Raw genomic sequence first — 24,090 nt, 5'->3', positions numbered from 1 at the left:
TCGTCTCGCACCATGAACCCGCTGTCCGGATCGGTCCGGCTGACCTTGATCTCCTTGGGCTTGCCCGAACCCGGCTGGCCCCCATCGCCATCCTCATCGTCTGCGCGCGCCTTCAACGGCTTCTTGCATTGGCACAGTACAGATGGGCCACCCGATCACGGATGAACGCCAGGTCGATCGCCGCAGCGATCTTGCGCACCAAATGGTCGGCCGGAACCAAGGAGTCCAGCGTGACCATTTCCCATTCATGTTGATAAGCAGTCGGGGTCTTAAGCATGAACGTATTATGAACAAGCCTGATGTTTTATGGGAGGGTTTGTCAGCAGTCTGAGCCGCTCCTGTCCTAGGAGCGGCTTTTTTTTGGCATTGGCTCAGACTTGATCTGACATATTTTGTCAGTTGCGTTAGGGTTGGGACTGGAACTACTGCTTTCGGCCATGAGCAGTCACTAGAAATACTCAGACGATGCTCCATAGCAGACTTTCGCAAAAAGCCACCTCATCGCCTCATGGGTGAAATAACATCTAACCCGCAGTGATACAGTACATGCGCGTAGATCATGTTGGTCGAGACATAGCTATCTCCTAAACCGTATTGATGCCGTACTAAAACTGCCATAAGAGGAGGGGCAAAAACGGGGGAAAGTTATACGAAGTCTTGCGCTGGGTCTGTTTGGCGGCTTCCACCGCTCGCTTGATTACCCACGGAAACCTCATTTGATGTTGATGCACACTGCCGCAACAAAGACTGCCGGATTCGGCATCTGGGCAGAAAAACTAGCCACTGAACAGCGCTACCACAAATTGTTCTTAGCGCTCTTGCAAACATGAACTACCACGCTCTAACAGACTGTCCCCCGTCTCGCCAGCGATCGCGAAACAGCTCGCCTAGACGTAGCGAACAGCTAGAAGCGATCCCATTATCAACCAACAACAAAGATTCACAATAGAGAAGGGAAAATCGAATTAGTGCTCAGGCTCAAAAAGGAGGGGAGCGGAGATCGGCGCAATCTGAATTTTTATTTTTTTGGATCTACTATTGTGTGGCTTGAATTTGAGTCAAGCCACACAATCAAGTTAGGTAGAATTAGACGGCCTAGAGGTCAGCAAAATGACTGGAGCTACTCCTAGTCACTGACATGGGCCTATTATATAACTACAGATCAGATTGACGCAATACGTCCCAGCATTACCAACTCAATCCGAAGGTGACTATGACAAAACAACCTTTGCAAAAGCTCTTCGACGCGATGTATCACGGCAAGTTGAGCTTTCATGACTTTTTGCAAAGCCCTGTTGAGCAAAATTACGAGGTAGCCAGGGGGAGTACCCCGGGAAGCAGAACGCTTTTCAAGCCTAAAGAGAATCTCAAGACGTACCACCGGTTCCTTAATTTACTTCTATTTGAGCTGTTGCCCATCAACGAACGGGTCGTCTTCTCTTACCGAAAAGGCTTTAATGCAGTCAATGCCGTCCAAAAGCATACCCAAAGCAAACATTTCTTTCAAACAGACATTAAGTCTTTTTTCGACTCCATCGATAGATCATTGACGCAGAAAACCATTCTTGCTGGTGAAGAATACTGCCCCATTGAGGATCTTCACGAACACATCGATCGAATTGTTGATCTCGTCTGTGTTGGCGACTCAATCCCCGTCGGACTTCCCGCATCAGCACCGTTAAGCAATGCCGTCCTAGTTAATTTCGATAACGAAATAGAGCGATTTTGCACTCAACGGGATCTTATTTACTCAAGATACGCTGATGACATTATCATTTCCGGACAAAAACATGAGAATTTACTTGGCTTAGAAACGCTAGTGCAGGAGAAGTTACATCAATTTTGTTCTGAAAAATTCTTTATTCACTACGGAAAAACACGATTCTTTCAAGTTGGAGGCAAGGTAAAGATCCTTGGGATGATGATTCTTCCCACCGGAAAAATTAGTGTTGATACGAAGAAAAAAAATGACCTGGAAGTCTTAATTCATTTTTACTTAAATAATAATGATCGATTTAAAGATATGATCAACAAGACAAAGAAGCACTCAGAGAATAATAAAGAACTTTCTGAAAGTGATTATATCGCTTATTTGAGTGGAAACATCAATTACGTGGATTCCATTGATCCGGACTATACAGACAAGCTACGCAGAAAGTTTGGATCGACTACTATTGACATACTAAAACATAGCAGCTTTTCAAAAGAACAATGAACTTTAATATCTCGATTCGAAACATTCAGAATATCAAGAAGATAGAGTTTTCTCTAGATTTAGCGGATAAATCCCTGGTTTGCATTACTGGAAAAAATGGCTCCGGTAAGACAATGCTCATCAAGGCGATTGGCAATCTGATCAATGCAGATATACTATCAAAGACAAGTGCACCCAGAATAGTTTCAGATAACAGCGAGATTAACTATGAAATTGGGGGGAAAAGCGTTATTTTCAAATATAATAAAAAACTCAAAATGCTCGATTCGAGGGATACGCTGTCGAAGACTCTGAAGGATAAACTATCAGTAGAACTTCCGATCCCTTACGGGGAGCGCTTCAACTTCTTCAAAAAAATTGGTGGTATCGATAATGACATTCGGCGCCAGGTCGTACTGCAACGATACTCCAGACCCACTGAACTCATAGACTTCCTGAAAGCCATCTATGCCACAAATAAGTTTGACAATCTCGTAGAAATACAAGTAAAAAATGTTCCTTATTACGTCATTCCGTATGAGGACAACTACTATTTGCGCGAAGATTACTTTAGCTCTGGCGAATACTTCCTTATTAGTCTATACCGGCGCATTCGCTCAAATTACTTGGCTGTTTTTATCGATGAAATCGATATTTCATTGGATGCTGCCGCACAAGTTTGTTTAGTTGAGTGGCTGAATAAATTTAAAGAAATCTACAAGACAAAGTTCATCTTCACCACCCACTCCTTGGCCATGATGCAGACACTTTCTGATAATTTATTCTGTATGGAGGAACAGGCTGATGGATCGATCACTATTGAAAAAAGATCCTATGGGTTTATCAAAAGCACCTTATTTGGATTTAATGGATGGGAAAAATACATCCTTACAGAGGACGAGGCACTTAAAGATTTTCTCATATATTTAATTGATCGATACTGCGCGAAGCCATTTTATCAATTCAAAATCATATATATTGGCGGAGGAACTAATACAACCGATTTGATGCAGCGAAATAAGATTGAGAAGTTTTTCTCAGAAGAATACAAAAATGTCATGGCTATATTAGACGGAGACCAAAAAGGGAAAGCGCATGCAAAGAAGGAAAATGTCCACTGCATTCCTATGGAGAGCATTGAAAAGGAACTACTTTCCAGATGCCTCTTAGGTGAATTCTGGGACACAGTAAAATTTCGAGCATTAATTAAAGATCACGAACGGCTAACCGATTTCATGCATAAAAAAAACAATGGCACAAAGAAGATGTTCAAAGTGTGGTTCTATAAGTTCCTTTTACTATTTAGCAAGAATACGGAGTCGCGTAGAAAACTGAGTGCTGCTCGAGGAGAACCCATAAAAGAGAGAGATTTCTCGAATGCAGGAAAAAGACTATTCAAGCATTTAATTCAGCACGAATATACTAAGCAACAAATCTTCGAGTTCCTGATTGAGAAAAACCCAAAGGAAATTACAGCATTGCGACGTACTGTAGAAGAGTTTCTGTCTGTTCGCACTAACACTAAAGAGGAAGCCCAAACTATCGAATCGGTCGTCACCTCTCAGTAAGTCGCTTAGACCGGCTAGAAAGCGCCCTCCCCAAAGGTTGAGCAATCGACACTAATGTTTCTCATTACATAAAGAGTTTATTATCTAATGCTTAAGTCGCCAGTCGTTTTTACGTTGAACGCCTGCTTTCTCCCGCGCCTGAATGACCGCTTTGGGTAGTTTTCTGCCCGATAGATCTGCCAGTTTCTGTCAGATCAACCTGAGTCAATATATTTATACCGCTTCGACCTACTTCCAATCCTGCCTGCCTGGATTTGCAGCTTAGACTTCGTACTCAGATTCGCTGCTAATACTGGCAAGCTACCTTTGCGAATTCCCTCTGGGGGGTGCATCTCCAGGCCTGCTAAACCCCTCCAGCAGCGATCGAAGAAACGGCACCGCCCCAAAGAGCAGGTGCCACACTCAACGTTATGGCTGAGGCTGAATCAACAGCATCGTGCTGGTTTGCGCATTACGACGAATATCCGCATGCGTCACATCCATCGTCTTGCACTGGAACCCTTCGTACAGTTTCAGCTGATCCTTATAATGCGGGCTGCGCACGCCATTGCGATCCGTGAATCCGCTCTGACCGGGTGGCATGGCATCACAAAACTCCACCCCCTGGGCATTGAACACCACACGATTGTTTTCCGTGCCACGGTTCTGATAGCCGGTAAAGGCAAAGGTATTGCCCGACGTCGTTTGCGGCGTTCCCGTGAAGTTCTTGTCGCTGAAGCGATGCACTGAGGTCGGCATGGTCCAGCGCTCCATCTGCGTGCCCTGCTCCTGGCTCAAGCGGGCCTGCGCATTCTGCAAAGCCGTATGCATGATTTCTTGAGACGAACGCTCACCAAAGACATTCACACGTGCAGGATCAGGATCAACTTCCAGCGCCAGCGCACGCAGCAGGACCTTGGTGCCCATGCTCAAGTTGATCGAACCTGGATTGGGGCCTTTCTGTGTAGCAAACCCTGTCTGGCTGTACATGGCACGATGCGATTCAGGCACCACCGGCATCAAGACCTGTTTGTACATTTCCTCCAGCCATGTCTTGAACAACACGCGTGCTGGCCCGGCATTGTGCCCATCCTGATCTCGTTCCATACCATCCCAGGCCAGCAGGACGTCCAGTGCCGCCTTGCTGGAATCCTTGGCCAACAGTTGCTGCGCCAGCTTTTCCAGATGTGGACGGAAGTAGCGCCAGTTCACATCGCTATAGGACGCTTTTTTATTGAACTCCCAGATCTCCTGCACGCTATAGACGTCCTTGTCCTGATACTGGCTGGTCAACTCGTTCATGCGGTCGCCATAGGTCCAGTAGTAAGTATCCGTATTGGTTTTATCCGGCGCGGGTTTGTTGTTCCAATTGACCAGATAGCCTTGCGGCGGATTGTAGGCTTTGGGAATCGCGTCAAAACTCTTGATGCCCTGCCACTCCATGCTGCCGTCCCCTTTGGCTGGCACGCGGATGTCCTGATTGGCAAGACGCTGGGGCAGGAAGGCCGGCGAGACATAGCCGATATTGCCGTGCTTGTCGGCGTAGTACCAGTTAATGGAAATCGCCATCTTGCTGGCCTGATCCAGAAACTCCATCCAGTTGCGCGCCTTGGCTACATTCAGCCAAGCCAGCAAGGACTGCACCTCATAACCATCCCAGCTGCGCTTCTTGCTGTAAGCCGTGCCTTGTTCGTAATCAAACTGCATCACGGGGCCGTGTACGGTGCGCCATATCGTCATTTCACGATCAGCCTGACCGCGTACCTGGATACGCTCCTTGCGCTGCTCCATCGTGCGCCAGGCATTATTGAACCAGTACTAATCGGCGCGCGCCGGGTTCAGTTTCTCCTGGTACATATCCACCACGTCCTGGGGACCAGCAGTCGCCCCCCAGGCAATCTCGCTATTAGTGCCGAACAGAACAATTGGATAAGCAAAAGGCGTATTGCCCACCACATCAAAGCCCGCGCCGTGCAGGCCGATACCGTAGGTGTAGGCCGGGTTGTACCAGCCAAACTGAGGGCCGTTGATCAGGACCGTAGACCCATCCTGAACGCGCTCGGGGCGGGTGCTCCACAGATTGCTGGCCTTGGGTGCAAAGTCCGGGCCACGGCCACCCCAGTGCTTGTCCTGCCGCTCCAGCTCGGCAGCCAGAACTTGTGAAGAAACATGGGCCAAATTCTGTGCCCCTGCTCGCGCCTGCGGCTTGCGCTGGGCGGCGGGTGCCGGAACGGTGGTGGGAGCGGTCGTGTCATTGACCCACAGCAATTCATCAAACAAGGCACGGCCACGTTCCGGGCCGTGCTGTTTTTCCAGAGACTGACGCATGGCCAGTGCCGTCACTTCCAGATTCGTGTCGGAGAAGCGATTGGCCATGGAGCCCACCCAGATCATGACCACATCAAAGTCCGTCAGTGGCTCGGGCTGGAAATCAAAATCCACATATTCTTTAGGCAGCAGTTCAGGGCGACGGCGTACCTGCTCCAGATAGGCGTTGTAGCCATCGGCATAGCCACGGAAAATGTCGCGCTCATCCTTGGACAAGGTCGCGATCTGCCGCTGTATCGAAGCGGGTTTGAAGTTCTGCCGCACCTGCATGTCGTACTTGACGTAGACATCCTGCTCGCCAGGACCCAGAACGGCGGCTGTTGTGCCTACAAAGGAGCGGCGCGCCATATCCATCTGGAACAGACGGTCTTGGGCGACCGCATAACCATAGCCGTAATACAAGCCATAGTGGCTGTCGGCAAAGACATGCGGCACACCATAGCTGTCACGCATCACCTCTACCAACTGCACCTGCGCGTGGACCGGTGCCCCCGCCAAACCCAAGATCAAACCAGCGGCCGCGACCCCTGTACGAACAAGCCCTTTCTGCATATCTGTCTCTTGTTTTTATGATACTGAAAATTCTTATGAACCTAAAATATTGAAGCCAATACAAATAGGAAATCACAATGTAAAACAATCAGGATCGAAAACAAGTAAGGGCTTGCCCTAGTCAGCGCTGCTAAATAGGGACTTGAAAACGGACTTAGAAAGACACCAGACGACCGGGGTTCACCGCGCTCATCATGCCTATCGCGGCCTTGACCACGGGGATCGCCAGACCCGATAACTGATGGCCCAGAGGAATGCTGCGGTGGGTAATGTCCGTCAGCATGGCAAAGTCCTCGTTGCGGCCCATCACATCATCACTAATGGCTTTACCAATACGCACGGTTTGCGCCACGCCGTGACCACTCCAGCCATGCACCATGTACACGGGAACCGCATCCTCGGTCTTGCGCGAGTCCGTGGCACCGTTCAGGGTGAAATCACTGATACCGCTCCAGGAAAACTCCAACTGCATCTGCTCCAGCTGCGGGAAAACCGTCTGGATACGATCCAGCAGGTAGTCATTGATACGTTCAGGGGACCAACTGGTGCCTGTGCCCTGCCCGCCAAACAAAAGACGGTTTTGACGCACGGCGCGGTAATAGTCGATCTGAAACTGGGTGTCATACACCGCACGGTCTGTTGGCAGCAGCTCGCTGACTGGACACTCCAAAGGTTCAGTCACACCCACATAGGTATAGAACGGGACAGTGGTATTGGATTGCGTCGGCAAGAACTGCGAAGTCGTATCATGCACGGCCAGCACCAAGGCCTGACGGACCAGAATCGTGCCACCGGGGGTGATAGCCAAAGCGCCCTTTTCCGTCTGCTCGATTTCCTCAACCGGGCTGCCTTCATAAACTCGACCGCCGTGCTGAACCAAGCCGTAAACCAGTCCGCGCAGCAGCGCCAGGGGATGCAGTTGACCACCCAAGGTATCCACCACGGCACCGTGATACAAGGGCGAGCGGATTTCCTGCTCCAGCTCGTAGCTACCCACAATTTCCACGCTGGTATCGCCCAGATAGCGTCGGGCATCCGCCCCCTCTACCAATGCGCCCATATGACCTGCGTGAATGGCAGCCGTTAAATGGCCACGACGACGATCAAAATCCAGCTCGTAATCCTGAGCAATCTGATCGAGCAGATCCATGGCTTCATGCGAGGCAAAACGCCACAAGCGGCGGGCCTCATCCAAAGGCAGATGGGCAATCATGTCTGCGGCTTCCCAACGGGCCAGGCCGGGAGTCAGCTGACCACCATTTCGGCCTGAAGCGGCAGAGCCAATACTGTCTTTTTCTACCAGCACCACGTCCAGGCCGGAGCGGGCCAGGTGCAAGGCGGTAGAGGCACCCAGCAAGCCACCACCCACGACCAGCACATCACATTGTGTGTCGGCTTGTAGAGGATCAAAGCGGTTCCAGGGGGCAAGTGATGCTTCGTAATACGTCGCGGGCGCGACAGCTTCGTTCAGATGGCCTTGTCGCCAGTTCCACAATCGGGGATTACTGACCAGCAGGCTCTCTGCATTGGAAACATCATTTAAAAGAGTCGGTTTAGAAATAAGCATAAATGTCCTGTGTCTGTTACGGCCTTTTGGCCGCCTGGATCACAGAGCGGAATGCTCCGGTGACGCCCCGTCAACGCGGCGTTCCGTTCTGTCTCGTTATCAACACCCCGTTGTAAAAACAGGGTGGAACGATCTTCTTCTACGCTGTAGAATTAATTTATTCTACTCTGTAGAGTTAAACTTGGCAAATTTGCCCTTTCCCTTATCTGGTTCGACAAAGGAACTCTATTGGCCCAAGTACCCGCCACGCGCACACGCAAATTGAATAAGGACGAGCTGGTCATGGCCGCCGTCACCTTAATGGAGGAAGCCGGAGACAGCGGCTTTTCCTTACGTAAACTGGGAGAGCGAGTCGGTTGCGATCCCATGGCCGTGCTCTATCACTTCAAGTCCAAGGACGGCTTGCTGCGTGCGATGGCAGATTATTTGACAGGCCGCATTCAGGCTGTGGATACGGGTCTGTCGTGGACAGAGCGTTTGTATGAATTGGCCCGACAGTACCGTGAGCTGGCCTTGGGCCACCCACAGACTTTTCAGCAAATGCAGCGTTTTCTGAATACCGGCAAGGCCGACTATGTGGTTCTTGAGCAGGTATACAGGGCCTTACGCGATGGCGGTTTGAGCGATGCCGAAATCCCCGCCGCCTGTGTGGGCTGGTATGCCGCTTTATATGGATTGATTCAGGGCGAGCTGGGTGGACTTATCCGCCCGGTGACCGAAGAAGAGCTAAACGAACTGGAACAATGGCCCGCCGAGGATGTGCCTATGCTGCGCCAGATTCTGCCGCGCTTTGTGCATCTGCAATCCGAGCAGGTATTCAAGATGATGATGGAGCTGATACACGATGGCTTGATTGCCCATGCTGGTAAAGCGGCGACACCTGCCACCAAGCAGTAAAACCAGCAACGGACCGAATCAAACACACAAAACCGATCAGCCAGCCTAGCCTTCAAACGTGGTGATAAAAAGCATGTAGCTGCCGGCCACCTTGACAAGGACACGGGCTGGCTCATGCCCACATTTCGAGAAAAACACCTGAACGGGACTGATCCTTCAGCCAGCCTTTAAAACGTGATACCACCGAAATGGTCGGGATTGAAGGCAACAGCACCTTGGGCGAACGAGCTGACAAAGCCCCCCAGAAAAACAAAGCGCCCCGCAAACTGGAACTCTGTCCAATTGGCGGGGCGTTTTAGTTCAAGCCTGCCTAGCTGTACTTAGCGTGTAAAGACGGCAATTGACTCCACGTGTGCCGTATGCGGGAACATATTCACCACACCCGCCGATTCCAGTGTGTAACCACCTTGGTGAACTAGTACACCGGCGTCACGAGCCAGAGTACCTGGGCTACAGGACACATAAACCAGGCGCTCGGGGCGCTCGTGCTTTTCCAGTTGCGCCAAAGCAGTCGCCACAGCAAACGCGCCGTCGCGTGGTGGATCAATCAGCATACGATCAAAGTGGCCCAGATCGCGCAGCCATTGCACATCCACTTCAAACAGGTTCAGCGTCGTGAATTTTGCCTTGTCCTGCAAGTCGTGGGCCAAGGCTGCTTCACCGGCACGTTCGGTCAAGGTGCTGCTGCCTTCAATGCCAACGACCTCGGCGGCACGGCGTGCCAGCGGCAGGCTGAAGTTACCCAGACCACAGAACAAGTCCGCCACACGATGCTCGGGCTTGACGTCCAGCAGGGTCAAGGCACGCGAGATCAGGCTGCGGTTAATGTCGTGGTTCACCTGCGTAAAGTCCGTAGGACGGTACGGCATACGCAAATCAAATTCAGGCAATGCATACGCCAGCTTGTCCGCATCTTCGCGCAGCAAAGGATGGGCCGTTTCCGGGCCCTTGGGCTGCAGCCACCAGCTAATGTCGTGTTCCTGACCGAAACTCTGCAAACGCTGGATATCCTCGCTGGTCAGCGGCTCCATATGACGCAGGGTCAAGGTCGTAATCTTGTCGCCCATGGCCAGCTCGATCTGAGGCAAACGATCCGGGCGAGACAACCCAGCCAAACAGGAACGCAAGGGCTCCAGCAAGGCAGAAACTTTGGCGGGCAATACACGACATTCCGTCATGTCCACTACATAGCGACCATTCTTTTCACGAAAGCCAACCAGCACCCCACCCTTTTTAGGCACGTAGCGCATGGAGAAACGGGCGCGGTAACGATAACCCCAGTAAGGACCGTGCAAGGGTGCCAACACACGGCCCGGCTGCACCTTGCCGATATGGCCCAGGGAATCTTCCAGAACGCGCTGCTTGACCGCAACCTGGGCCGAGGGCTCCAGATGCTGCATGGCACAGCCACCACAGACACCAAAGTTGGGACAGGGAGGTTCAGCACGCTGCGACGAGGCTTTCAACAAAGCCGTCATGCGGGCTTTATCGTAGGAGTCCTTGGAGCGTACCGTCTCGGCCAGTACTTCCTCGCCGGGCAAGGCACCTTCCACAAACACCACTTTGCCCTCTTTGTGGGCGACGCCGCGTCCTTCCAGATCCAGCGATTCAATTAACAATACGTCAGACATTCGATAAAAACCTAAATAAGCGTCCTGCCAAGCAGAATGGCGCAGTTGCATTGCTGCAAACGATGGCGAATCGCTGATTTTACAATGAGCATTCGGCACAACGGGTAAAAACAAGCACAACGCGGCACTAGCTATTCCACAACGCTATTAAATTCTGAATGACCCGCCCGTCCGACAGGCATAGCCTTCAAGTTGGAAGAGCAATCTACACTCAAAAAGTCATTCAGTTGAGCACCCTCGAACAGGGCGCACAAAAAAAGCGGCCAGAAGCCGCTTTTTTCAGTCCAGATACCGAGCTTATCGCGTAGGCAGGTACGAGATCGGGTTGACCGGCGTACCGGAGCGACGAATCTCGAAGTGCAGTCGTGGCGAGGTGGTGTCAGACTGACCCAGATCGGCAATACGCTGCCCCTTCTTCACCTGCTGACCCGTTTTAACGTGCAAGACACTGTTATGGGCGTAAGCAGTGATAAAGCCATTGCTGTGACCGACCAGAACCATGGAGCCTAAACCGCGCACACCGTTACCGGCGTACATGATCTTGCCATCCGCTGCGGCAACCACGGGGTCGCCCACCTTGCCTTCGATATCAATACCCTTGGTCGAGGCATTGAAACCCTGGATGATCTTGCCACTGGCGGGCCAGCCCCAGGCGATCAGAGCCGCGTCGCTGGCGCGAGGCGCAGACACGGGCGTTTCAGTCTTGACCGGGGTGGCCGGGCTGACGGGCGAGGTCTGTGTGCTACCGCTACCGGCTGGGCGAGTCGTCACTGCCGCCATCGAGGTATTGCCGTCCAGACGCAAGGTTTGACCCACGCGCAACATGGAAGGATCCGTAATCTGGTTCAACTGGATCAGCGAGTTCACGTCCATGCCGTGCGCTTGTGCAATCTTGTAGAGCGTATCGCCGGGGCGTACCACATAGGTACCCGAGGCACTGCTGACGCTGCCTGCCGCCGAAGAGGAACTCAGGTCAGTGACTGGAGCGCGCTCATTACGGCTTGCACAACCAGCCAGCAGGGTACTGGTGACCACAGCCGCCACCAGGCACTGACGGGGCGTCAAGAACCACTGTGTACCGGTGGAAGCAGCGGTTAACGGTAACCTGACTGCATGCTGCATATAAATCTCCTGAGAATATCTGACTAAATCTGGGTTCCGGCTCGCATCGGCACGAAGCGAACCGCATCAAGTTCTTCACGACGCCAAGTAGCCTGTCCGGTGCGTTCCACCAAAACCAGGCGCTGTTGTGTCGTACCTTCAGGGGCGATCAGTCTCCCCCCCAATGTTAATTGTTCCAATAAGGTTCTGGGAATGACCGGACCGGCTGCCGCCACAACAATAGCATCATATGGTGCCGCGGCAGGGTAACCTTGCATTCCGTCACCAAACATTATTCGAGCCCGTTGCGACAGCCCTAATTGGCGCATGTGATCGCGGGCCATATCACACAAGCCTTTGATACGTTCTACCGCATACACTTCTTTGACCAATTGTGCCAAAACAGCAGCCTGATAACCACATCCGGCCCCCACTTCCAGCACCTTGGTCGGTATTTTCTGGTCACACACCAGACTGATCATATGGGCCACAACCCAAGGCTGGGAGATGGTCTGCGCAAAGCCTATAGGCAAGGCATCATCTTCATAGGCCCGACTGGCCAAACCCTGATCAACAAACTGATGGCGCGGTACTGCCTGCATGGCCGCCAGCACTCGTTCGTCGGTAATTCCTTGACGGCGCAAGCGCTCGATCATCATGCCACGCGAGCGTTCCGAGTTCAAACCCAGGTTGACACTTGTTGACACTTGCGGTGACAAAATGGCCGACGGTGTCGGTTGTAACTGGCCCCGTTGCACAATACGGGTATTGCTGTTGCTGGCAGACAGGCCACTGCCCAGGCTGGACTTGCCAAACCGGTTCCGAGTGCCGTCTGCAAAAGGATAGCGCTTGCCTGGTTTACTTGTCATTGCATCCAGTCCCGCAATCCGGCCAGTTGCTCGTGGTGAGTCAGGTCCGCGCGCAAGGGAGTAATGGATACTGCACCTTGTTCGACGGCACCGAAATCTGTGCCCTTCTCGCTATCGGACACACCACCAACACGGCCAATCCAGTACACGGGCTCGCCATAAGGCGTCTGGCTTTTTACAACCGGCTCCGAAGGATGACGCTTGCCCAGGCGGGTGACTTGCGTGCCCTTCAAGGCTTCGTAGGGCAAACACGGAATATTCACGTTCAGCAAGGTATTGGCCGCCAACGGCTTCTTCTGACAGCGCTGCACCAGATCCCGTGCCACGCGCGCTGCGCTGTCCAGGTTCTTCCAGCCGCGTTCGATCAGGGAAAACGCAATCGCGGGAATACCAAACAAGTGGCCTTCCATCGCGGCCGCTACCGTGCCCGAATACAAGGTGTCGTCGCCCATATTGGCGCCGTTATTAATACCGGACACAATCAGATCGGGACGGAAATCCAGCAAGCCTGTCAGGGCCACGTGCACACAATCGGACGGTGTACCATTAACAAAATAAAAACCATTGCTGGCCTGGCGCAGCGACAGGGGACGATTCAAGGTCAGGGAATTGCTGGCACCGCTGCAATTGGTCTCGGGTGCAATGACAGTCAGCTCACCCAGTCCTTGCAAGGCTTCATACAAAGCCTCGATACCGGCTGCTGTATAGCCATCATCGTTGGAGACCAGAATACGCATGCTTTACTTTTCCGTTAAAAATCTAACAGGGGCAGCAAATTGTACCCGCTGCCTTTGGTATTTTGCTGCAAGGCCGGTAGAATCCGCGCAACAATAATTGTGGAGCTCAATCCTCATGAACGCCGTTTCTTTTGCTGTGGCCGCCCCGCTTGTCGCCCTCTTGTCCTATTTGCTGGGATCCCTGCCGTTTGCCGTAATCGTCAGCAAGATCATGGGCTTGCAAGACCCTCGCACCTTTGGTTCGAAAAATCCGGGAGCCACTAATGTACTACGTAGCGGCAATAAAAAAGCAGCTGTCCTGACCTTGTTGGGCGATGCCTTCAAAGGCTGGCTGGCTGTCTTTCTGACCCAACAGGCCATCAGCAACTGGGGCTGGGCACCGACTTTACTGGGTGTCAGCGCCTTTTTTGCCTTTTTGGGTCACTTGTACCCGGTCTTTCTGGGCTTTAAAGGCGGTAAAGGCGTGGCAACCGCGCTGGGTGTCATCCTGGCCCTGCTGCCCTGGCTGGCTCTGGCTACCGCCGCTACCTGGCTGATTATCGCTTATGTCAGCCGTTACTCCTCGCTGGCAGCCATCATCAGTGCCGTGTTTGCCCCCTTGTTTTACCTGCTCGGTGCCAAGGTGGTCTGGCCCATGAATGCCTCTATTGCCACGGCCCTGGTCCTGATCAGTGCCTTCTTGCTCTGGCGTCACCAGGAAAACATTCGTCGTCTGATGACGGGTAAAGAAAGCAAGATCGGTTCCAAGAGAAAATAAGCACTAACGCTCTTGCTGGGAGACAGGCTGGTTCACACAAGCCAGATCCCAGCGAGGTCGGATGGCAAAGCCATGCTGGCTATCATCCAAAGTCACCAAACCATGCTTGACCCGCATGGCCGCCGCAAAAGCAATCATGGCACCGTTATCGGTACAGAATTCCAGCGGCGGAAAGAACACCTCGCCCTTCAAACGCGCCACGGCTTTCTGTAAATAAGCCCGCAAGTGGCGGTTGGCGCCCACACCACCGGCAACCACCAGACGTTTCAAGCCCGTTTGCTTCAAGGCCTTGATCGCCTTGGCGGCCAGCACGTCCACAATGGCGGCCTCGGTCGCAGCAGCCAGATCAGCGCGTTGCTGTTCGGTAATCCCGCCCTCTTCCGCTTCCAGCTTGCGCAAGCGCGTCAGCACGGCAGTTTTCAAACCACTAAAGCTGAAATCCAGATCCTTACTGTGCATCATGGGACGCGGCAGCTCGTAGACGCTGGGGTCACCCTGTTCAGCCAGACGCGACAAGGCCGGGCCGCCGGGATAGCCCAGGCCCATCAGCTTGGCGCTTTTATCAAAGGCTTCGCCCGCTGCATCGTCCAGCGTTTCACCCAGCAATTCATACTGACCCACACCATCTACACGCATCAGCTGAGTATGGCCACCCGAGACCAGCAAGGCCACAAAGGGAAAGTCGGGACGCGGCTCGGCCAATAAGGGCGAGAGCAAATGACCTTCCAGGTGATGGATGGCAATCGTCGGTTTTTTCAGCGACCAGGCAATCGACTGCGCCACACTGGCTCCCACCAGCAAGGCACCGGCCAGACCAGGACCGGCGGTATAGGCAATGGCATCGACCTGATCGAGCTGCATATGGCAGGAAGCCAACACCTGCCGTGTCAAAGGCAGGACGCGACGGATATGATCGCGAGAGGCCAGTTCAGGCACCACCCCACCATATTCACGGTGCATGGCGATCTGGCTGTGCAAGGCATGGGCCAGCAGGCCCTGTTCCGTGCTGACCAGCGCCACGCCAGTTTCATCGCAGGAACTTTCAAATCCAAGAATATTCATGGCGCTTATTTTAGCCTGCTGTATTGGGGAAAATAGGAATTTATCCCCTCAAGACAATCAGCGGATAGTGTCTGGGTTGTGCCGATACATCGCGACAAAGGGGGGCGACGCAGTGGCACACTCGTGGTTAAAATCCCGCATCGATAATTTCACGCTCCGATCGCCTAATAATCACAAGGAGGCTGCCCATGTTTGAACGTCTCTTCAAACTCACTGAGCATGGCACCAACGTCCGTACCGAGGTCCTGGCAGGTATCACTACCTTCCTGACCATGTCCTACATTATTTTTGTGAATCCAGACATCCTGTCGTCCACAGGGATGGATCGCAATGCCATTTTTGTAGCCACCTGCCTGGCTGCTGCTCTGGGCACGTTCATCATGGCCTTTGTGGCCAACTGGCCTATCGGCATGGCACCGGGCATGGGCCTGAACGCCTTTTTTGCCTTCACCGTGGTCGCCACCCTGGGCTATACCTGGCAACAGGCACTGGGCGCGGTCTTTATTTCCGGCGTGATCTTCCTGATTCTAACGGTGACTGGCATCCGGTCCTGGCTGATTCGGGGCATTCCCAAATCCCTGCAAAGCGCCATTGCCGCCGGTATCGGCATGTTCCTGGGCCTGATCGCCCTGATGAACTCGGGTATTGTGGTGGCCCACCCTGCCACCAAGATTGGTCTGGGTGACCTGACCCAGCCCGCAGCCCTGTACGCAATTCTGGGCTTCTTTATTATTGCCGCCCTGGACGCACTGAAGGTGCGCGGTGCAATCCTGATCGGCATTCTGGCCGTGACCATTCTGTCCATGCTGACCGGTCACAGCGAATTTGGTGGTGTCGTCTCCACCCCACCCTCGCTGATGCCCACCTTCATGCAGCTGGACATCATGGGTGCCCTGCACACCGGCTTTGTGCACGTGATTCTGGTGCTGGTGCTGGTTGAGGTGTTTGACGCTACGGGCACCATGATCGGGGTTGCCAAGCGTGCCCGCCTGATTGAAGAAGGCAAGCCCAATCGCCTGGGCCGCGCCCTGCTGGCTGACAGTACCGCCATTGTGGCCGGTTCCATGCTGGGTACCAGCAGCACCACCGCCTACGTGGAAAGCGCCTCGGGTGTGCAAGCCGGTGGCCGTACCGGTCTGACAGCGCTGACCATTGGTGTCCTGTTCCTGCTAGCCCTGTTTTTCTCGCCACTGGCCGCGACCGTTCCCGGTTACGCCACCGCCCCCGCCTTGCTGTATGTGGCGTGCTTGATGATGCGCGAAATCACTGAAGTGAAATGGGACGACATGACCGAGGCCGTGCCTGCTGCCCTGGCTGCCTTCACCATGCCCTTCACCTACTCGATTGCCAACGGTCTGGCCTTTGGTTTTATCAGCTACGTGATCCTGAAGCTGACGACCGGCCGCTGGCGCAGTATCCACCTGGCCACACTGATTGTCGCCATCTTGTTTGTGATCAAGTACGCAATCGCTACGGAATGAAAAACCCTTTAGCAAACTCGTTTGGCGCTTTAGGGCTGCCTGGAAAACGAGTACACTGATTGCATGTTTAACGAAGCGGCTGAACACCATCAGCCGCTTTTTTATTGCGGAGGCTCCCCCATGAGCATCGTCGAACTGAACGAAGAAACATTCCAGGCTGCAGTAGAAGACGGCAAACCCCTGATCATCGACTTCTGGGCTCCTTGGTGCGGTCCATGTCGCCAATTCGCCCCTGTCTTTGACGCAGCAGCGGCCAAGCACCCCGGCGTGACCTTTGGCAAGGTGAACACGGAAGAAGAGCAGGAACTGGCCGCTGGCCTGCGTATTCGCTCCATTCCTACCCTGATGGTCTTCCGTGAGAACGTCTTGCTGTTCTCGCAAGCCGGTGCCCTCTCCGCTGCCCAGCTGGACGATCTGATCGAACAGGTCCAGGCTGTGGACATGGAAAAAGTCCATGCTGAAATTGCTGCCCAGCAAAACCAGCAGCCTGACCAGGCCTGATTTGCCCGGCCCCAGAAAAAACGCCAGACGATTTGTCTGGCGTTTTTTTTGCATGAATGCGATTTAGTCGCAGTTTTCCAGCTCGATAATCGCGAAGCCACTGCGTTTGATTTCATTTTCGACCGGCGCAGAAGCCATTTCCGTATGGCAGAAGCGGCACTCGCGCGAGGTGAAGTTTTCAACATTCACCCCTTTGGCCGCCAGATAACGCTGACCATAACTCAAGACCTTGTCCATATCCTTGGCATCGTCACTGACCAAGATATCAAAGTGCATACGACGCCCGTCAGGACGCACAACGTAGGTATCAAACACCGCAATCTTCATGACAAACCCTTTTCAGCAAAAAACCTAGTAGGTACAGGTCGGCCCGCAAGAGGAAGAATCCTGCTTGTCCGCCACCCCCTCTTTCTTGTCTGCTTGCGCCGGGCGGCGAGCAATCAGCTGGCCGACAAACGCACCCAGACGCAGATCGTCCAGATGGCCCAATTCCTTCAAGGCCAGATTGCCATCACGGTCAAAAATAATGGTAGATGGTGTCCCGCCCAGGCCCCACTCCTTCATGGTGCGCGGCAAGGGGCCGCTGTCTGAGGGCTGATCAATAGCGATGGGGAAATTCAAGCGGTACTCGTGGGCAAACGCCTGCAAAGCCGCAGGGCCCATCACTTCGTGATGCTCGAACACGCTATGCAGGCCAATGATGCGCAGATCATCGCGCGAGAACAGCGTATCCAGCTTCTTGGCTTGCGGCAGGCTGTTGATGACACAGCCAGGGCAAAGCATCTGAAAGGCCGTGACCACCACCACGCGGCCACGCAAGGACGCCAAGCTTAATGGAGCGGTCGTATTGAGCCACTGGCTGGCATGGATTTCGTAGGACATGGCATACACCCACAATGCTGACTAAACCCGATCATACCCGCAGGCTGGATACAGACTTAGAAGGAATCATAGGTATTAAGTATGGCCAATGCCTGGACGGTGCAGAGGGATAATCGTCTGGAAAAGATACCTTTTCATCCAGAAAACTCCATCAAGGAGGATGGCGACCAGAGGTCCATTGCAGACCTTGGCAGAACCGAGGGTGACTTAGGCTTGGTCCAGGGGTTCACATTCCCCCTGGCCACGCGTCATATTGATAAAGGACTGTTGAAAATCAGCTTTATGCTCGAGCGGCAGATTCAACAGCCACTGCACACCTTCAGCATCGAATTGCTCGTCCTGAACCTGAACGCCAAAGCTGTCGAAACGGGATTGAACCAAAGCCAGATCGGCGAAGGAGCAACGGCAGCGCAAAGCCGCCATGGGAATCAGTTCCTGTTTGTCAGCAAGACGCAAACATTGAGCGGCCACGCCGCCATAGGCGCGCACCAGGCCACCCGTACCCAGCTTGACGCCCCCAAACCAACGTATCACCAGTACCGCAACACGGTCGCAATCCTGGCCTTCTATGGCTTGCAAAATGGGACGCCCGGCTGTGCCGCCGGGTTCGCCATCATCGTTAAAACGGTATTCAGACCCGATCTTGTAGGCCCAGCAATTATGCGTGGCATCGGGCACACCCTTGGCCTGGAAGAAGGCCAAAGCCTGGCTGGCACTGTCTACAGGAGCAGCCAGTGCCAGAAAACGGCTTTTTTTGATGTCCTGCTCGAAGCTGGTGGGCTCACGCAGGGTAAAGACGGCCACCCCTGGCCTCAGTCCTGCTCGCGGCTGGCCAGGTAGTCTTCGTAGCCACCGCGGTAATCGACCAGACGGCCTTCAGGCATCACTTCGATAATGCGAGTTGCCACACCGGAGACGAACTCGCGGTCATGGGACACGAAAATCAGAGTGCCTTCAAATTTTTCCATGGCCATCTGCAAGGACTCGATCGATTCCATATCCAGGTGGTTGGTCGGTTCGTCCAGGAGCATGACGTTGTGACGACCCAGCATCAGACGCGAGAAAGTCATGCGGTTTTTCTCGCCACCCGACAGCACTTTCACGGGCTTGATGATGTCATCGGCCGAGAACAACATGCGGCCCAGCACCGAGCGCAAAGACTGATCGTCGTCGCCGGCCTGACGGAACTGGCTGATCCAGTCAAACACATTGTCTTCGGTATCGAACTCGTCCGAGACGTCCTGAGCCATATAGCCGATATCAGCGTTCTCGGACCAGACCACCGAGCCGCTGTCAGGAGTCAGATCACCGGCCAGCAAACGCAGCAAGGTCGTCTTACCCACGCCGTTCGCACCCACAATCGCGATTTTCTCGCCAGCTTCAATCATGGCCGAGAAATTCTTGATGATGGGGTGATCGTAGGACTTGCTCAGCCCCTCGATGGTGACCGCCAGGCGGTGCAGAACTTTTTTCTGTTCAAAACGAATAAACGGGTTCTGACGCGAAGAAGGCTTCACTTCGATGGTATCTGCCTTCAGGCGACCAATCTGTTTCAGGCGCGAGGTAGCCTGACGGGATTTGGACTTGTTGGCGGCAAAACGGCGCACAAAGTCCTGCAGCTCGCCAATACGCTCTTTGGCCTTGGAGTTGGCCGCCAGCACACGTTCGCGCGACTGCACCGACGCCAGCATGTAATCGTCGTAGTTGCCGGGGTAGACACGCAGCTCGCCGTAATCCAGGTCAGCCATGTGAGTGCAGACCTGATTCAGGAAGTGACGATCGTGACTGATGATGATCATGGTGCTCTGGTAGCTGTTGAGCACATCTTCCAGCCAACGGATGGTGTTGATATCCAGGTTGTTGGTCGGTTCGTCCAGCAGCAGCACATCAGGGTTGGAGAACAGGGCCTGTGCCAGCAGCACACGCAGTTTCCAGCCCGGAGCCACTTCGCTCATGGGCAACTGATGCTGTTCGACCGGAATTTCCAGACCCATCAGCAATTCACCGGCACGGCTCTCGGCGGTATAACCGTCGTACTCGGCAAAACGGGCCTCCAGTTCGGCGGCCTTCATATAGTCTTCTTCGGTGGCCTCTGGATTGTCGTAGATGGCATCACGCTCTTGCATGGTGTTCCACATTTCTGTGTGGCCCATCAGCACCACGTCCAGCACACGTTTGTCTTCGTAGGCAAACTGGTCCTGACGCAGCTTGCCCAGGCGCACGCCCGGATCCAGCGATACATTACCCCCGCTTGGCTCCAGGTCGCCGCCAATGATTTTCATGAAGGTAGACTTGCCCGACCCGTTGGCACCAATCAGGCCATAGCGGTTGCCTCCGCCCAGTTTGACACTGACGTTTTCAAATAAAGGCTTGGCACCAAACTGGATCGTTAAATTAGCGGTGGAGATCACGTAAACGTACTTTGAAAAAGGTTGAGTTCAACCCAGTAGTGTATCAAGCAGGCGCGAAATCCGTTAGTGTTCGTGCTCATCCAGAACCAGATAAGCCATACCGTCCTCGGTAGCCAGGCCCACTTCCTTGCCAATAGGCAGGCTGACCTTGACGTCCACATGGCCATAAGGCAGGCCCGTTACGACCGGGACTTTGACGGTTTCACGCAACCAGCGCACCACCGAATCCATATCAAAGCCATTATCCGAAGCGCCTGTCTTGTAAGCCGTAAAACGGCCCAATACCACCGCCATCTGACGATTGAGCACGCCGGCATGCCAGAGCTGCGTCAACATGCGCTCGACTCGGTACGGTGCTTCACCCACGTCTTCCAGGAACAGGATACCGCCGTTGATATTGGGGAAGTACGGCGTGCCCAGCAAGGAGCAAACCAGGGCCAGATTGCCTCCCCACAGAACACCGTGACCATCGACGGCATCCGAACCCTCGGACTCAAAGCTGAACAGCTCCAGCTCGCCACGCATCAATTCGCCAAACAGTTCGGTCGTCAATTCATCGGTTTCATCGCCACCAAAGTCCGCAATGGCGGTGGGGCCGGTGTAGCTGATGGCACCAGTTTGCGCCAGCAAGGCCAGATTGAAGGCCGTGAAATCCGACATGCCGACAAAACGCTTGCCACTGTCGGCTACCGCGCGCCAGTCGATCTGGCCCAGAATGCGGCTTAAACCGTAGCCACCGCGTGTCGCCATCACAATGGGCTGAGGCTGTTGCAAGGAACGCTGTACCGCGGCCAGACGCTGAGCGTCCGTACCGGCAAAGCGTTCATCCACCGCCAGGGCGTCCGGGTCTATATCCACGGCAAAGCCCAGCTGGTTCAGGCGCTGGCTTGCCAGCTCCAGGCGCTTGGGTTCAAGGATCTGGCCAGAGGGCGAAAACAGGTAAATGCCCGAACTGTCCTGCTGCCCACAATGGCACTGGCCATGTTCGTGGTGATGGTGATGATGGTCGTGCTCGGGGCTGCTCATGATTAACCTTGAAAATAAAGTGCTGACATTTTAGCGAGACTACTGGGCGCCATCCAGCGGCGATTGGACTGTTTGAGCCTGCTTTTGCAACTTCTTCTGTTCGCGTCGTTTGCGGAAAAAATCCCGCAAGGCCTGGGCCGCCTCTTCGGACATCAAACCACCCGAGACACGGGTGTGGTGATTCAGAGTCGGATGCAAATGTAAGGACTCCACACTGCCACACACTCCGGTCTTCGGATCGGCTGCGGCCCACACCACCCGCGACAGACGCGCATGCAACAAGGCCCCCAAGCACATCATGCAAGGCTCAAGAGTCACAAACAGACTGGCTCCGGGCAAACGGTAATTGCCAACTTTACGCGTCGCGGCGCGCAAGGCCACGATCTCGGCATGCTGGGTGGGATCGTGATCACAAACCGTGCGATTGGAGCCCACAGACAGCAGCCTGCCGTCCGCATCCAATAGTACGGCACCTACGGGCACCTCGCCGATGCTGGCCGCCAGTTGAGCCTGCTCCAAGGCTAAAGCCATAGCCTGAGCATCACTCAAAACGTCACTCTCTGTTGGCGGTGGTAAGCTAGTTGGCATCGTCAAATCCATTGCGTTATTCAAACCCTGTCGACACAGCAAAAGGGTCATTTTACTGTCTATGCAGAACACTCCTGATTCTCACGCTATTTTGCGTGTTCGAGGCCTGAGCAAACAATACGCAAACGGGCATCAAGCCCTGCACGCTTTGGACCTGGATATTTGGCGGGGCGAGATTTTTGCCCTGCTCGGCTCCAACGGCGCAGGCAAAACCACCTTGATCAGTATTATCTGCGGGCTGGTCAATCGCAGCAGCGGCACCGTTCTGGTAGATGGCGCAGACAATGTCGCCGACTACAAGCGCGCCCGCCAGAAAATTGGCCTGGTGCCGCAAGAGCTAAGCGCCGATTCCTTCGAGACAGTCTGGAATACCGTCAGCTTCAGCCGTGGCCTGTTTGGCAAAGCCCCCAATCCGGCCCTGATCGAACAGATTCTGAAGGACTTGTCGCTATGGGACAAGAAAGACAGCCCCTTGATCACGCTCTCGGGCGGCATGAAACGCCGCGTCCTGATCGCCAAGGCGCTTTCCCATGAACCGGAAATCCTGTTTCTGGATGAACCTACCGCCGGTGTGGACGTGGCCTTGCGCCAAGGTATGTGGGCCTTGGTGAAACGGCTGCGCAGCCAGGGGGTCACCATTATTCTGACCACCCACTACATCGAAGAAGCCCAGGAGATGGCCGACCGCATCGGCTTCATCAATAAAGGTTCACTGCAGCTGGTGGAAACCAAAGACAATCTGATGCGCCGCCTGGGCGGTAAAACCCTGAGCCTGAATCTGGCCGAGCCGATCAGCACCCTGCCCGCTGCGCTGGAAACGCTGGGACTGCAAAGCACTGCGGACGGCATGAGCCTGCTCTACCCCTTGACCAACCGCGAACAAGGTCATGACTTGAGCAATTTGCTGGCGGCAGTTGGGCAAGCGGGGCTGACCATTACCGACATTCATACCCGCGAGCGCAGTCTGGAAGATATTTACGTTGAGTTTGTAGGGGCACAGTCATGAACTGGTACGCCATCCTGGCCATTTATCGCTACGAAATGTCACGCACCCGACGCACCCTGCTGCAAAGCATTGTGGCACCCGTGATTTCTACCGCCCTGTATTTTGTGGTGTTTGGCGCTGCCATTGGCCATCGCATTAATGAAATTGGCGGCGTATCCTATGGCGCGTTTATCGTGCCTGGGCTGACCATGCTGTCGGTGTTGACCCATAGCGTCTCCAACGCCGCCTTCGGAATTTACTTTCCACGCTTTACCCGCAATATCTACGAGATTCTGTCAGCGCCTATTTCACACTTCGAGGTGACCCTGGCCTTTGTGGGCGCAGCAGCCACAAAGTCGCTGTTTCTGGCAGCCATCATCCTGATCACGGCGCGGCTGTTTGTGCCTTATGAGATTGCTCACCCTATCTGGATGCTTTGCTTTCTGGCGCTAACCGCCCTGACCTTCAGCCTGCTGGGTTTCATTATCGGCATCTGGGCCGACAACTTTGAAAAGCTGCAATTCGTGCCCATGCTGATTCTAACCCCACTCACCTTTTTGGGTGGCACCTTCTATTCCATCGACATGCTGCCCGAGTTCTGGCAAAAACTGACCTTGCTGAACCCGGTGCTCTACCTGATCAGTGGCTTTCGCTGGAGCTTTTTTGATCTGGCCGATGTGAATGTGTGGCTGAGCCTGGGCATGACATTGCTGTTTTTAAGTGTGTTTCTTGCCGTGGCGGGCTGGATTTTCAAAACGGGCTATCGATTGCGCCCGTAAATAAAAAAGGCCGGGAATATTTCCCGGCCTCAGACTGCTGATAAACCCCTGGTTTTGCGCCCTGGGGGTTATTTTTTTGTTCTCCCGCCCAGGCGATGAGGTGTCGCTCACGATTCTACGGTTTTCGGTCGATCAGGCCTCAGATCACACCATCAGGCCGTTTGCGGGCCGGGGGCAAGCTCGCAGGCGCGTGAA

Annotated in this window: 20 protein-coding genes and 2 pseudogenes; 8 read left to right on the top strand and 14 right to left on the bottom strand. The window is 53.9% G+C overall.

Annotated elements, in window-relative coordinates; genetic code table 11:
- Window positions 1-127: 127 nt before the first annotated feature.
- Window positions 128-277, bottom strand: a pseudogene (locus tag KOE80_RS19345) (IS5/IS1182 family transposase); the annotation flags it as partial.
- A gap of 936 nt (window positions 278-1,213) precedes the next feature.
- On the opposite strand from KOE80_RS19345, the gene KOE80_RS19340 reads away from it, so the two are divergent.
- Together KOE80_RS19340 and KOE80_RS19335 are read left to right on the top strand one after the other, a co-directional pair.
- Complete coding sequence (locus tag KOE80_RS19340; protein ID WP_226349777.1) at window positions 1,214-2,215, top strand: reverse transcriptase domain-containing protein; 1,002 nt, start codon at window positions 1,214-1,216, stop codon at window positions 2,213-2,215.
- On the top strand, window positions 2,212-3,762 hold the full coding sequence (locus KOE80_RS19335) for an AAA family ATPase (RefSeq protein ID WP_226349776.1): 1,551 nt from the start codon (window positions 2,212-2,214) through the stop codon (window positions 3,760-3,762). The genes KOE80_RS19340 and KOE80_RS19335 overlap by 4 nt, the downstream gene beginning before the upstream one ends.
- Before the next feature lie 408 nt (window positions 3,763-4,170).
- Here the strand turns inward: KOE80_RS19335 and KOE80_RS19330 are convergent.
- A pseudogene (locus KOE80_RS19330) lies at window positions 4,171-6,522 on the bottom strand (penicillin acylase family protein).
- A gap of 253 nt (window positions 6,523-6,775) precedes the next feature.
- A complete protein-coding gene (locus tag KOE80_RS19325) occupies window positions 6,776-8,188 on the bottom strand; it encodes an NAD(P)/FAD-dependent oxidoreductase (protein ID WP_226349775.1) in 1,413 nt (470 codons plus the stop codon).
- Window positions 8,189-8,416: 228 nt separating this feature from the next.
- On the opposite strand from KOE80_RS19325, the gene KOE80_RS19320 reads away from it, so the two are divergent.
- Complete coding sequence (locus KOE80_RS19320) at window positions 8,417-9,085, top strand: TetR/AcrR family transcriptional regulator (protein WP_226349774.1); 669 nt, start codon at window positions 8,417-8,419, stop codon at window positions 9,083-9,085.
- A 320-nt stretch (window positions 9,086-9,405) separates the two neighbouring features.
- Here KOE80_RS19320 and rlmD read toward each other — a convergent pair whose 3' ends face one another.
- The 4 genes from rlmD to surE form a co-directional block, all read right to left on the bottom strand.
- The gene (gene rlmD / locus KOE80_RS19315) at window positions 9,406-10,716 is read right to left on the bottom strand and encodes a 23S rRNA (uracil(1939)-C(5))-methyltransferase RlmD (protein WP_226349773.1); all 1,311 of its coding nucleotides are present in this window, start codon (window positions 10,714-10,716) and stop codon (window positions 9,406-9,408) included.
- A gap of 297 nt (window positions 10,717-11,013) precedes the next feature.
- The gene (locus KOE80_RS19310) at window positions 11,014-11,838 is read right to left on the bottom strand and encodes a peptidoglycan DD-metalloendopeptidase family protein (RefSeq protein WP_009462088.1); all 825 of its coding nucleotides are present in this window, start codon (window positions 11,836-11,838) and stop codon (window positions 11,014-11,016) included.
- Window positions 11,839-11,861: 23 nt separating this feature from the next.
- Window positions 11,862-12,686 carry a protein-L-isoaspartate(D-aspartate) O-methyltransferase gene (locus KOE80_RS19305; RefSeq protein ID WP_009462090.1) on the bottom strand — a complete coding sequence of 275 codons (825 nt, stop codon included), beginning with the start codon at window positions 12,684-12,686 and terminating at the stop codon, window positions 11,862-11,864.
- On the bottom strand, window positions 12,683-13,423 hold the full coding sequence (gene surE, locus KOE80_RS19300) for a 5'/3'-nucleotidase SurE (protein WP_226349772.1): 741 nt from the start codon (window positions 13,421-13,423) through the stop codon (window positions 12,683-12,685). The genes KOE80_RS19305 and surE overlap by 4 nt, the downstream gene beginning before the upstream one ends.
- Before the next feature lie 115 nt (window positions 13,424-13,538).
- Here surE and plsY point away from each other — a divergent pair, with 115 nt between their 5' ends.
- Window positions 13,539-14,180 carry a glycerol-3-phosphate 1-O-acyltransferase PlsY gene (gene plsY / locus KOE80_RS19295; protein ID WP_226349771.1) on the top strand — a complete coding sequence of 214 codons (642 nt, stop codon included), beginning with the start codon at window positions 13,539-13,541 and terminating at the stop codon, window positions 14,178-14,180.
- Window positions 14,181-14,183: 3 nt separating this feature from the next.
- Here the strand turns inward: plsY and tsaD are convergent, their stop codons facing one another.
- Entirely contained in the window at window positions 14,184-15,242 is a 1,059-nt protein-coding gene (gene tsaD / locus KOE80_RS19290) for a tRNA (adenosine(37)-N6)-threonylcarbamoyltransferase complex transferase subunit TsaD (protein ID WP_009462097.1), read from the bottom strand.
- A gap of 188 nt (window positions 15,243-15,430) precedes the next feature.
- On the opposite strand from tsaD, the gene KOE80_RS19285 reads away from it, so the two are divergent.
- Together KOE80_RS19285 and trxA are read left to right on the top strand one after the other, a co-directional pair.
- Window positions 15,431-16,723, top strand: a complete 1,293-nt coding sequence (locus KOE80_RS19285; protein ID WP_021446536.1) for an NCS2 family permease — start codon at window positions 15,431-15,433, stop codon at window positions 16,721-16,723.
- Window positions 16,724-16,843: 120 nt separating this feature from the next.
- Window positions 16,844-17,224, top strand: a complete 381-nt coding sequence (gene trxA, locus KOE80_RS19280; RefSeq protein WP_009462103.1) for a thioredoxin — start codon at window positions 16,844-16,846, stop codon at window positions 17,222-17,224.
- Between the two features lie 63 nt (window positions 17,225-17,287).
- Here the strand turns inward: trxA and KOE80_RS19275 are convergent, their stop codons facing one another.
- The 6 genes from KOE80_RS19275 to tadA all read right to left on the bottom strand — a co-directional run bounded on the left by KOE80_RS19275 (window position 17,288) and on the right by tadA (window position 22,131).
- Window positions 17,288-17,551 carry a DUF2024 family protein gene (locus tag KOE80_RS19275; protein WP_009462104.1) on the bottom strand — a complete coding sequence of 88 codons (264 nt, stop codon included), beginning with the start codon at window positions 17,549-17,551 and terminating at the stop codon, window positions 17,288-17,290.
- A 24-nt stretch (window positions 17,552-17,575) separates the two neighbouring features.
- On the bottom strand, window positions 17,576-18,106 hold the full coding sequence (locus KOE80_RS19270; protein WP_226349770.1) for a peroxiredoxin family protein: 531 nt from the start codon (window positions 18,104-18,106) through the stop codon (window positions 17,576-17,578).
- Between the two features lie 207 nt (window positions 18,107-18,313).
- Window positions 18,314-18,910 (bottom strand): IMPACT family protein, encoded by a 597-nt coding sequence (locus tag KOE80_RS19265; RefSeq protein ID WP_009462108.1) that lies wholly within the window; start codon window positions 18,908-18,910, stop codon window positions 18,314-18,316.
- 8 nt (window positions 18,911-18,918) lie between these two features.
- Entirely contained in the window at window positions 18,919-20,517 is a 1,599-nt protein-coding gene (locus KOE80_RS19260; RefSeq protein ID WP_226349769.1) for an ABC-F family ATPase, read from the bottom strand.
- 63 nt (window positions 20,518-20,580) lie between these two features.
- A complete protein-coding gene (locus tag KOE80_RS19255; RefSeq protein ID WP_021446533.1) occupies window positions 20,581-21,543 on the bottom strand; it encodes an LD-carboxypeptidase in 963 nt (320 codons plus the stop codon).
- Between the two features lie 39 nt (window positions 21,544-21,582).
- Complete coding sequence (gene tadA / locus KOE80_RS19250; protein WP_226349768.1) at window positions 21,583-22,131, bottom strand: tRNA adenosine(34) deaminase TadA; 549 nt, start codon at window positions 22,129-22,131, stop codon at window positions 21,583-21,585.
- A 61-nt stretch (window positions 22,132-22,192) separates the two neighbouring features.
- Here tadA and KOE80_RS19245 point away from each other — a divergent pair, with 61 nt between their 5' ends.
- Both KOE80_RS19245 and KOE80_RS19240 read left to right on the top strand, forming a co-directional pair.
- On the top strand, window positions 22,193-23,137 hold the full coding sequence (locus tag KOE80_RS19245) for an ABC transporter ATP-binding protein (protein WP_026483351.1): 945 nt from the start codon (window positions 22,193-22,195) through the stop codon (window positions 23,135-23,137).
- Window positions 23,134-23,895, top strand: a complete 762-nt coding sequence (locus KOE80_RS19240) for an ABC transporter permease (RefSeq protein ID WP_226349767.1) — start codon at window positions 23,134-23,136, stop codon at window positions 23,893-23,895. The genes KOE80_RS19245 and KOE80_RS19240 overlap by 4 nt, the downstream gene beginning before the upstream one ends.
- The last annotated feature ends 195 nt before the right edge of the window (window positions 23,896-24,090 follow it).

Source organism: Alcaligenes sp. 13f, from assembly GCF_020496585.1.
Lineage (GTDB): Bacteria > Pseudomonadota > Gammaproteobacteria > Burkholderiales > Burkholderiaceae_B > Alcaligenes > Alcaligenes phenolicus.
Note: the sequence above shows the minus strand (reverse complement) of the source record. Positions and strands in the feature narration are given on the sequence as shown.

Coding starts and splice junctions, on each gene's coding strand:
- KOE80_RS19245 (WP_026483351.1), top strand. CDS start 22,193: ATGCAGAACACTCCTGATTCTCACGCTATTTTGCGTGTTCGAGGCCTG.
- KOE80_RS19305 (WP_009462090.1), bottom strand. CDS start 12,686: ATGACAAGTAAACCAGGCAAGCGCTATCCTTTTGCAGACGGCACTCGG.
- tsaD (WP_009462097.1), bottom strand. CDS start 15,242: ATGAATATTCTTGGATTTGAAAGTTCCTGCGATGAAACTGGCGTGGCG.
- KOE80_RS19240 (WP_226349767.1), top strand. CDS start 23,134: ATGAACTGGTACGCCATCCTGGCCATTTATCGCTACGAAATGTCACGC.
- KOE80_RS19335 (WP_226349776.1), top strand. CDS start 2,212: ATGAACTTTAATATCTCGATTCGAAACATTCAGAATATCAAGAAGATA.
- KOE80_RS19340 (WP_226349777.1), top strand. CDS start 1,214: ATGACAAAACAACCTTTGCAAAAGCTCTTCGACGCGATGTATCACGGC.
- KOE80_RS19285 (WP_021446536.1), top strand. CDS start 15,431: ATGTTTGAACGTCTCTTCAAACTCACTGAGCATGGCACCAACGTCCGT.
- KOE80_RS19275 (WP_009462104.1), bottom strand. CDS start 17,551: ATGAAGATTGCGGTGTTTGATACCTACGTTGTGCGTCCTGACGGGCGT.
- KOE80_RS19310 (WP_009462088.1), bottom strand. CDS start 11,838: ATGCAGCATGCAGTCAGGTTACCGTTAACCGCTGCTTCCACCGGTACA.
- KOE80_RS19270 (WP_226349770.1), bottom strand. CDS start 18,106: ATGTCCTACGAAATCCATGCCAGCCAGTGGCTCAATACGACCGCTCCA.
- surE (WP_226349772.1), bottom strand. CDS start 13,423: ATGCGTATTCTGGTCTCCAACGATGATGGCTATACAGCAGCCGGTATC.
- trxA (WP_009462103.1), top strand. CDS start 16,844: ATGAGCATCGTCGAACTGAACGAAGAAACATTCCAGGCTGCAGTAGAA.
- tadA (WP_226349768.1), bottom strand. CDS start 22,131: ATGCCAACTAGCTTACCACCGCCAACAGAGAGTGACGTTTTGAGTGAT.
- KOE80_RS19325 (WP_226349775.1), bottom strand. CDS start 8,188: ATGCTTATTTCTAAACCGACTCTTTTAAATGATGTTTCCAATGCAGAG.
- rlmD (WP_226349773.1), bottom strand. CDS start 10,716: ATGTCTGACGTATTGTTAATTGAATCGCTGGATCTGGAAGGACGCGGC.
- KOE80_RS19255 (WP_021446533.1), bottom strand. CDS start 21,543: ATGAGCAGCCCCGAGCACGACCATCATCACCATCACCACGAACATGGC.
- plsY (WP_226349771.1), top strand. CDS start 13,539: ATGAACGCCGTTTCTTTTGCTGTGGCCGCCCCGCTTGTCGCCCTCTTG.